Raw genomic sequence first — 10,028 nt, 5'->3', positions numbered from 1 at the left:
TCATCAACGACACGCTTCGCGCCAGAGTCCGTGCGTTAGGTGAAGGGGTGAATCTGGTACAGGCACCCGCTCAGATTCTGGAGAATAAAATTCATCTGCCGTCCGCCTATCTAATCATTCCTATCTTTGCTCTGGCGAATGCGGGGGTACCTATCGACTGGTCAAATATTGACGAGATTGTTTTCCATCCGGTCGCGATGGGCATCGGTCTAGGACTGGTGGTGGGTAAACTAATCGGTATTGCTGGTTTTACCTGGGTTGCCGTTAAAGCAGGTGTCTGCGATTTACCTAAAGGGTTAAACATCAATCACATCATTGGTGTTGCCTTCATGGGGGGGATCGGCTTCACCATGTCTATCTTTATCGCCGAGCTGGGATTTGCTCACCATCCAGAAGATCTATTAATGGCTAAAACCGGGGTCTTGTTTGCATCGTTGACGGCTGGCCTGACCGGGTTTATATGGTTGTATCTGACGGCAAAAAAAGAAAACCCGTTGGGTCATCCGCAACCGATAGAAGACAAACCAGAGGATCCTCACCTGCAGCCATAAGGCTATGTTGACCACTGACTCTGTCCTGAGACATTACCCGTTGAGACCTAAAAGCGCGCATTCACCTAATCAAAAACCTCTATCATCACATTGACGACGTGCTGATAGAGGCGGTCCACGGTCAAAGTCTTTTATAGGAGCCTATCAGCCGACACAGCCTTCTAGTTTTGGTACTACACCCCATTCTTTAGGCCATTTAGAATATCGACATCTCAACATCTTTTCAGGTGCCCGTCGTGACCATGCCGTCTCTACCTTGTTCCCGCATCACCACGCTGCTTATGTTGCTGGTTGGCTTATCCAGCCCTGCCAGCTTTGCAGGCAACAGCTGTCAATCTGACCGCGTTAAGTTGCAGGTACTGGGCAGCGGAGGACCGGAGCTGGGCGATCAGCGGGCGTCCAGCAGCTATCTCATCTGGCTTGATGGAAAGGCACGTGTCATGGTGGATGCCGGGGGTGGCAGTAGCCTGAATTTCGAGAAATCAGGCGCACAATTCAGTGATCTGGATGCGGTGTTGTTTAGCCACTTACATGTAGACCACAGCGCGGACTGGCCCGTTTACGTTAAAGCCGGATTTTTCACCGGACGAGATCGGGATTTACCTGTGTATGGACCTTACGGCAATGCTAACCTGCCCGCTGTGGATAAATTTCAGGAAGCCCTGCTTTCTCAAGCGTGGCCCTACCTAAGCAACTATCTGGATAACTCCGAACGCTCAGAATACAAACTGCCAGCAACAATCATCAATGCCGATAAAAGCGTGTGGTTTCAGTCGCTGGAGCGCATCACCCTTAAAGCCCTGAACGTCGATCATGGTCCGCTGCCTGCCGTGGCATGGCGGGTGGAGTTAGCCGGATGTTCGATTGTCTTCAGTGGCGATACCAGTGCCAGCAGCGAGAATCTGACTCGCCTAGCAACCTCAGCAGATATGCTGGTCGCTCATAACGCCATCCCCGAATCCGCGCGGGGTGTCGCACGACGCCTGCATATGCCGCCGTCACGTATCGGTGAAGTGGCCGCACAGGCCAACGTTAAAAAGCTGGTACTGTCGCACCGCATGCTACGGACGTTGGAACGCGAACCGCAAACGTTGGATCAGATCCAGAAACACTACGCAGGACCGGTCAATTTCGCCGAAGATCTGTCCGTGCACGACCTATAAGCCTGCAATTTAGCGTATTTATTCAACTTTAGGTTGATGCAACGAGACGGATTCACTAGTCTGGAACGCTGAACATTGCTAAAAGCCCCACGATGACTCGTATTGGGGTGTGATTGTCCGAGGTAAAACCAATGCCAATTAAGATTCCTGACTTACTGCCAGCTGTTGATGTTTTGGGTTCCGAGAACATCTTTGTGATGACTGAAACCCGAGCGGCCCATCAGGACGTACGTCCGCTGAAGCTGCTGCTCCTTAATCTGATGCCGAAAAAGATTGAGACAGAAAACCAGCTGATCCGCATGCTCTCGAATACACCTCTGCAGGTGGGCATTGAGCTGCTTCGTATCGACAATCACGAGAGTAAAAATACACCCCGCCAGCATCTGGACAGCTTCTATCGCGATTTTGATGAAGTGAAGGACAGCAACTATGATGGCCTGATCATCACTGGGGCCCCGCTGGGGTTAGTGCAGTTTGAAGATATTTCCTATTGGGACAAAATTCAGACGATCATCCGCTGGTCACAGGATCATGTCACCTCGACATTGTTCTTATGCTGGGCCGCACAGGCCGCATTGAATGTGCTCTATGACCTGCCAAAACAGACGCGCGATAAAAAGCTATCAGGCGTTTACAAACACCGGGTGCTGAATCCACATGAGCCACTGACCCGCGGTTTCGACGATGAGTTTCTGGTGCCTCACTCACGTAACGCAGACTTCCCGGTTAACTTCATCTGTAACCACACCGACCTTAATATGCTGGCTTCATCAGAGGATGCGGGCGGATATTTGTTTGCCAGTTCCTGTCGACGTCAGGTCTTTGTGACCGGGCATCCGGAATATGATGCGGAGACATTGTCACAGGAGTATTGGCGTGATCAGGATGCCGGGATCTCTCCAATTGTTCCCGAGTCCTATTTCCCCAATGATGATCCGGAAAACACACCGACCAATGTGTGGCGCAGCCATGCCAACCTGTTGTTCACCAACTGGCTGAACTACTACGTGTACCAGATCACACCGTATCAGCTGAACAAGGAATCGTAAGACGCCTTTCGGCGGGGGAACGTTTCGAAATGGTCTTAGAAGCCTGTTTCGCGAATAAACGTTCCCTGAATCCTCCGCCATAAACCCCTCAATACACTGTAAGGCTCACCGACCAGATGCGCGGTTGCCAACTGCTCACGCAAAACAATATCCGTCGAATTGCAGCCTGACGCGATCAGACGATAAATACCCTGATCAGGCACCAGTTTTCCCTCTGCTGCGGGGTTCACCGCAATCGGTCCGCCATATATGGATGCCAGATGGCCAGTGCTCAATTCAGATAGCGCCAGGGTCTCCACTTCCGTTTGCACGCAGCTAAACGCTTCCAGTTCGGGCTGTTCGGGGTATAAAGCAACCGGTTTGTCGCTGCTGAGACGCCCAAGTTCACTTTCTTCAACCAGAATCTCAATGTGTAAAGCGCCCGGTTGAGCCAGTGTGAATAACGGCTCTTGTGCGGCGACCCAGAGCCCCGTTTGTAAGCCTTCATTCAGCTCAGTCACCGTTGCAGCAAACGGCGCCTTAAAGATCAACTTACTTTGCTGATCCTGAATGCGATGTAACTCTGAGTATGCCTGTGTCAGCCGTTCTCGGATCAGATCGCCCTGCTGCATCAGACGCTCAGAGCTGGTCTGATGATCCAGCTGCCACTGTAATAAATTGATCTCTTTCTGGCTCTGGGTTTGTTCAAATGCCAGATCCGGCGATTTCAGAGTCAATAACACCTGACCGGCTTCAACCTGATCGCCCCTCTGCACCTGCAACTGAGCCACAATGCCCGGTGTCGTCGCGTAAAATGACTGTTGCTGCAACGGCTTGACCACAGCGGGTGCCTGTACTGAGCGAGACCAGGGCCACAGTAAGACAACCAACACACCCAGCAGGATCAGTAACGGAAATAAAGTACGGCGCTGTGAACGAATTTCATCTTTCCTCTGCCACCAGACCAGCAACTCAGTACTGACCGGGCGACCAATAAACCACACCAGCTCCAGTACCATCAGAAAGACACCGAGCAGTTTAAAAAACAGGTGATAGACCATCAATGCGATGCCTAAAAACAGCACCAGACGATACAACCAGGTGCCCAACGCAAACCAGATCATAAAGCGTTGAGTTTTTGCCGACATCGCTTCGGGTGGACGATCCTCTAAACCAAATAACGTACGCCTGACCCACCAGCGGGCAACGGCAAAAGCCCGGCTGTGCATATTGGGCTGCCGCAACCAGTCAGACAGCAAGAAATAGCCATCAAAGCGCATAAACGGATTCAGGTTGATCCCCAATGTGATGATCCATGCCGTGGAGGCGAGGAAAAACAGCGCACTGCTTAGCGGCCCTTCCGGGGTCAGACTCCACGCCAGTGTTGCCACGGATGCGAGCGCTAACTCAGCGGCCATCCCACTGGCCGAAATAACCAGCCTTGAGCGGCGGGATTGTAGCTTCCAGGCTTCATTTGTATCGGTATAAAGCACCGGCCATAACACCAGAAAGGCGACCCCCATGCTCGGAACACGACAGCCATACCGTTGGGCTGATAACGCATGGCCTAGCTCATGGCTGCATTTACTGATCACCAATGCCAGACCAAACCAGACCCAGTCCTGCCACTGACCATATCCAGCAAATGTACCCACAAACTGATCCCACTGACGCATTACCAAAAACAGGCCCAACATCGAGATCGCCAGCAGGAGATACCAGAACCCCGGCTGATAACAGACGCTGAATGCCGGGGCGATGCGTGCCAGCATCTTGTCCGGGCGGATCAGCGGAACACGAAAAAACAGATAACCGTGCAGTAACCGACTGATGTGAGAACGACGGCCTTGCTGCCATTGCTCAAACAGGGGCTGCCCGACTTCAGGCTGAAGCAGTTGTGATTTAGCCAGATACTCGTTCAGCGCTTCCACATCCTCTAGACCGAGATTGAGGGATGTCTGCGCATTAATCTCGGTGACAATCTGTTCTGGAGGGATTGACCAGCGACGCAAGATTTCAAAGCTGCTCCAGTCCAGTTCATAGAAGCGATGGGTTATCGGGTCTTCAATGACCCAACGCGGCGCACCGTCAGGCCCCGGTGCCGCAGGATGGACACTGAGTTCTTCTCGTAATGGCCGCAGATCAACAGGCGCATTCAGCACCGACTCCATATCAGAAGCCAACCCATTGACGCAGCGCGGCCAAAGGTCGTCGCAGGAGGTAATAGATCACCGGCGCACGGTCGCCGTAAAGCCGTGCAGTGCCGCGTAATCCGATGCGAGGCAGTGTTTTTTCCCCGTCAAAATGGGCGCGCCCACTGTAAGAAAGTTGTCCCTGATCGTTCTCTGTTGCCTTATAGGCGAGCCAGTTCAGACGCGCATCCAGCGGCTGATCCGGGCTGATATTCATAAAGAAACGCACATCTGATCCGATTTCCAACGGAATCGCGTCACGCACCGGCAACTCCACCCGTAACTCGGCCAACGCCGGATCCGCCAATGTCATCACCTGCTCACCCAGCGCTACCGGACGCCCGATCCAACTTGTTGCATCCGACAACACCACTATACCTGGGGCGGTTGCACGCACTTCAGTTCGCTGCAGCAGAGACTGCAGGTATTTCACCTCAGACACACTCTTTTCAACCATGCCACGACGAATGGCCAGCTCCAGTTTGCCTTTCTCGTCAAATACAGCCTGCTGCGCCACCTGACGAAACTCGGTGTTCGCGATCTGTAAGGCCTGACGGGCGATTAAGAGCCGGTTCTCCAGATCGGTACCGTCCAGTGACATCAGCAGATCACCCGGCTTCACACTCTGATTAGGACGGACGTGAAGCTCTTCCACAACGCCTTCATACGGAGCACGCACCGGCAGCGGATCTTTGGCAACCACCTCAGCTGGCGCCAATACGGTGATACGGATCGGAATAAAACTCAGTACCACAGCAGAAATAAGCACTGCAGGCAGAAAACGCTTACGCAGTGTGGAGATCTGTTTGCGTGGCAGACGACGTTGCCCCCGAAGTGCAAATCGATAGATATCCGCCAGCTCAGACAGCAAACCTATTTCATGATCCTGCCAGGGCAGATCGCGCGCCAGGACCAACAAACCACGCTTGTCGTCGCCTCCCGCCAATAGCACCGGCATGGCGAGAGCATGGGCAGGCAGAAACTCATCCCACTGCTGGGCCAGATCAGCCGATAACATGGACTTATCCACAGGGGCAATCTGATCCGTCGATAACTGAGCACAGACTTTATTCCACCAGCGGATATAGGGAGAGTTTTTTTCGACATCGACCAAACCGGAGGCGTGACTGACACCTTTACCGGGCTGCCACCACACCGCTTGCCGATAGGCCACCAGCTGCTGGGTGTCATTCACCATCAAAAAGCCAATCTGGGCGACAGACTGGCTTTCACGTAACTTTTTCTGCAACTGATGCAAGCGACTTAAACCTGTCACCTGCCGTTGCAGTGCAACGATCTCTTCACTCATACGGCAAGCGGGCCCAACCACTCATACCGGGTAGCAGTTCGCTGCTTTTATCTTTGATACGCCCGGCAATTTCAACCGACTGGCTGATCGGATCAACCACTGCACCGGTGCGGATCACTTCCGCGGCGTACACCCGTCCGGTTTCTTCTACGGCAACCTGAAACGGATCACCCTTTTTCATTTTTGCCAACCAGCGGGACGGTACGATCAAACGTATTTCCAGCGAACTTTTGGCAAACACTTCCAGCAAGGGCGTACCCACACGTACATACTCATGCTCAGACGCTTCCCGTTGCGCTACGCGACCTGCAAACGGCGCTTTAATCTGACAACGAGACACGCGTGCCTTCATCACGGACACTTCGGCCCGGCTTTCTGCCAGACGGGCTTCTGCTTTGCTCATCTCCATCGTGCTGCCAGCATCCAGCTCCAGCAGACGTTTCTGAACGGCCAGCTCAGTCACGCCTGACTTCTCCATCGCCTGTGCTTTACGTAACAGCGCTTTCTGCTCGGTACAGTCAAAGCTGACCAGCGTCGAACCTTTCTTAAAACGGTCCCCGGGCAAACCTTTCAGTCGGGTGATCCGACCCGGCATTTCTGACGAGAGTGTGATCCGTTGCAGAGAAGTGATTTGTGCCCGAATCCCCTGCTTTCTCATCACGCCCGGAGCTTGAGAGTCTGAAGTATTCGCCAACAGTTTTTCACTGTCGGCCAGCGCTTCAGCTCTGACCACCGAAGTCAGTATCAGCAGGGTAAGCAAGACGACGAGTCCGAAAACCCGCCCCATGAATAGCGTCATCATTAACGATCCTGTGCGACTTCAGCGACGATTTTCCACTCGCCCTGCTCACGTTTCAGGCGCAGCACTTTGCGCACACGGTCGTTATAAAGGTTGGATTTATAGAGCTGCTCAAACGAAACCATCGCCGCGTCTGCGTTTTGCTCCTGGATCATGGTTTTATCCAGTTCCAGCTCGATATAACGCGGTTCCTGCAAACGCATGCTACGCTCTTTCGCCCAGCGGCTGTGTGCACGGGCATTGCCCGGAAAGTCCGATGTGTATTGATTCAGGTAGGTCGTTACATCCTTGTTGCGCCACGCATCAGCCCAACGATCGATGGTTGCCAACAACTCGGCAGACGCCTGTTCAGCATCATATTCCGGTGTTTCAGGGATCACAGCAGCAACAGCCTGCTCAGTGTCTGGCTGTGGTTCAACAACCACGGGCGACTGTTCCGGGATAGAAAAGCCACCCACAACATCGTTCATATCATCTTTGCCCAACGTTGCTTTCACACGACCGTACGCTTCCTGCAATCCGGCGTACGCGCGGAACATGCGCAGTTCTTCAGTCAATGCACTGGTCGCTGACTTGATCTCTTCCATGCGTGACTGCACAGAACCGGCCTGACGGTCTTTCATCCGGACATGGATCTCAGTCCCAATTTCAGACAACTCACGGGCACGATCGTACTCACGCGCCAGGCTCTGGTAGTCCAGCCAGGATACGTGCACCTGTGACAACACCGCCATGTTCATCGCCATACGCTGACTGTCTGCCAGCGCTTCACGGGCTTTGGCCAGATCGACATCTTTCGGGCCACGCAGCAGGTTGAACAAGTTCCAGGAGATGCGGACACCACCCTGACTCCAGTCACTGTTTTCCAGGAAGCTGTTGCTGTCGTAGTAGTGCCCCAGATCCACCTCGATCCCCGGCAACAAACGCACCATCGCTTTACGTGTATCCAATGCGGAAATACGGCGCTGATAGTTCGCTTCGATCAGCTCCGGACGGTTGCTCAGCGCGATATCTTCCATCTCTTCAAGGGAGTATTTCAGTTCCGGCTGTAACAGCGTGAACTGGGCAGGCACTGCGAGATCCAGATGGGTGCCCGGCGCCAGCCCCAGCAGTGTTGCCAGTTCAGGACGTGCTTTGCTCAATTCGTCACGCAGGCCTTCCAACTGACGGATAATTTCGAGCAGGTCCTTACGATAGCGCAGCGAATCCAGTGGATTCATCAGCTGCTCAGCGCCGACTTTTTCAGCCTTCTCCAAGGCTTCACGTGCATTGATCAGAAGCGGGGCAACTTTGGACTGCAGGTACTGGGCACCCACGGCATTCCAATACATGGACCGCACTTGCTGCACCAGATTCTGTACGATTTTACGGCGACGTTGCTCTGCAACTAGCACCTGATCTGCTGACTGTTGTGCCTGATAGTAACTCACACCAAAATCCAACACGTTCCACACTGTGCTCAAACTGGCTGTGGTGATGTCACGGTCCTGAGAGGTCGAGAAGGTGTTAGACGCGTTGCCATTGGCATCCACGCTGCGAGACAGCGCCTGATTACTACGTGATGTATAACCCGCTGAGGCAACCAGTTCTGGCAACATGTCGTAGTGCGCCAGATCCAACTGACGGTTGGCAATCGCTTCTTCCATCATTTTCTGACGCAGATCGAAGTTGTTATTCACCGCCATATCGATCGCCTGCTCCAGTGTCAGGTTTTCGATCCGCTGGGGCTGGTTGGCAAACATCCGAATGCGATCGTCGCGCATACGGGTATCAAGCTCCTGTACGCTCATCGGTTGCGGTGCAATGCTGCATCCCGCTAAAAGCATGGCAAGGCTGAGTGGTGCAAGTGTAAAAATACGTTTATTCATGGCTCGGAATCTTTTTCTTGTAGGTTACGACGCAGGCGTCTGGTCAAAGTTGAACTGAGCCAGTTGCTTCAGCAACTGCTGCTCTGCGGCCGTGGTCTCCAGAGCAGCATGCTGCGCCAGTTGATCACTGAGTCCCGCCTTACCTGCGACGATTTCCATGTCGACAGTCTGCTCTGAGGCCAGTTCTTCCCCGGCCTGCTCGGTATTTTCAGGCGCTGAGGCCTGTGGATTTTCACCCGGCTGATCACTCACCTTTATCTGGAACACGGCGGATGCTTTCTGGCCATCAGCCGACTCGGCAATCACTCGAATCTCGATCACCGCTTCATCGTTCTCACCGGGAACCCCGCTAAATACCGCCCCCTCGTCATCGAAGCTCAGCCACGCAGGTAATGGGGAACCATCCACCTGTACCGCACGTAAGCTCAGCTCTCCCACGAAGCTTTCACCGCCGGAAGTAAAGACAAAGGCGGCGGCAGGCACTTCATAGCTGAAACGGGTATTCACCAATCCCAACTGATCGTCCAGATTCAGGCCGATATCCAGTGTGTAATCGGTCAGATTAGCGTTACGTGGCAGGACTTCGATGAACTGACCATCGGGCAGCAGTGCCCGTTCAGTGCCCCGTGGCGCAGTCGTATCACGCTCTCCACCAGCAGCTGTAGGACCAAACGGATTTGGATCAAATGGTTGTTCACCGTTTGCAGGAGCTGGCGCCGGAGCAGCGGGTGTGTTGTCCCGTGCATCATTACCGAAATCCAATGCTAGATCAGGCAATGGTTGAGCGACCGGACGAATCGGATCGTCACCTGCTTCCGGTAATTCTGGAGTTCCCGGATCAATCGGAGTTCGCTCTTGACCTGCGGGTGCTCCCGGCTGCCTATCCACGTTATCGCGCGGTGGAACCGGAGGTGTTGGATCCGTTGGTGTCGGATCCGTCGGTGTTGGATCCGTCGGTGTTGGATCCGTTGGCGTTGGATCCGTTGGTGTTGGGTCCGTTGGTGTTGGGTCCGTTGGTGCTGGGTCCGTTGGTGTTGGGTCCGTTGGTGTTGGATCCGTTGGTGTTGGATCCGTTGGCGTTGGATCCGTTGGCGTTGGATCCGTTGGCGTTGGATCCG

The 10,028-nt window shown here is 53.7% G+C and carries 9 protein-coding genes; 4 read left to right on the top strand and 5 right to left on the bottom strand.

The features are described 5' to 3' along the window. From ABYW01_RS06740 to metA, 3 genes are all read left to right on the top strand, one after another. Positions 1-551: Na+/H+ antiporter NhaA (locus tag ABYW01_RS06740; protein ID WP_372831721.1), on the top strand; the 551-nt coding region annotated here is incomplete at its 5' end. A 242-nt stretch (positions 552-793) separates the two neighbouring features. Beyond that, entirely contained in the window at positions 794-1,714 is a 921-nt protein-coding gene (locus ABYW01_RS06735) for an MBL fold metallo-hydrolase (protein ID WP_372831722.1), read from the top strand. Positions 1,715-1,845: 131 nt separating this feature from the next. Then, positions 1,846-2,763, top strand: a complete 918-nt coding sequence (gene metA, locus ABYW01_RS06730; protein ID WP_372831720.1) for a homoserine O-succinyltransferase — start codon at positions 1,846-1,848, stop codon at positions 2,761-2,763. A 35-nt stretch (positions 2,764-2,798) separates the two neighbouring features. Here the strand turns inward: metA and ABYW01_RS06725 are convergent, their stop codons facing one another. The 5 genes from ABYW01_RS06725 to ABYW01_RS06705 are packed head-to-tail and all read right to left on the bottom strand — an operon-like array spanning position 2,799 to position 9,672. Next, entirely contained in the window at positions 2,799-4,913 is a 2,115-nt protein-coding gene (locus tag ABYW01_RS06725) for an HlyD family efflux transporter periplasmic adaptor subunit (RefSeq protein ID WP_372831719.1), read from the bottom strand. A gap of 1 nt (position 4,914) precedes the next feature. Next, positions 4,915-6,243, bottom strand: coding sequence for an efflux RND transporter periplasmic adaptor subunit (locus ABYW01_RS06720; RefSeq protein WP_372831718.1), 1,329 nt, complete (start codon positions 6,241-6,243; stop codon positions 4,915-4,917). Further along, positions 6,236-7,045: an efflux RND transporter periplasmic adaptor subunit gene (locus ABYW01_RS06715; RefSeq protein WP_372831717.1), complete on the bottom strand. Its 810-nt coding sequence runs from the start codon at positions 7,043-7,045 to the stop codon at positions 6,236-6,238. Before ABYW01_RS06715 ends, ABYW01_RS06720 begins: the two co-directional genes overlap by 8 nt. Then, entirely contained in the window at positions 7,045-8,910 is a 1,866-nt protein-coding gene (locus ABYW01_RS06710) for a TolC family protein (protein WP_372831716.1), read from the bottom strand. Before ABYW01_RS06710 ends, ABYW01_RS06715 begins: the two co-directional genes overlap by 1 nt. A gap of 24 nt (positions 8,911-8,934) precedes the next feature. Then, positions 8,935-9,672 (bottom strand): putative Ig domain-containing protein, encoded by a 738-nt coding sequence (locus tag ABYW01_RS06705; protein ID WP_372831715.1) that lies wholly within the window; start codon positions 9,670-9,672, stop codon positions 8,935-8,937. Between ABYW01_RS06705 and ABYW01_RS06700 the strand changes: the two genes are divergently transcribed. After that, positions 9,672-10,028 (top strand): hypothetical protein (locus tag ABYW01_RS06700; protein ID WP_372831714.1); only part of this gene is annotated, 357 nt, incomplete at its 3' end. The genes ABYW01_RS06705 and ABYW01_RS06700 overlap by 1 nt on opposite strands.

Source organism: Pontibacterium sp. (genome assembly GCF_041587635.1).
In the GTDB taxonomy this organism is placed as follows: Bacteria; Pseudomonadota; Gammaproteobacteria; order Pseudomonadales; family Balneatricaceae; genus Pontibacterium.
The sequence above is the reverse complement of the archived record's forward strand: the minus strand, read 5'-3'. Positions and strand labels throughout refer to the sequence as shown.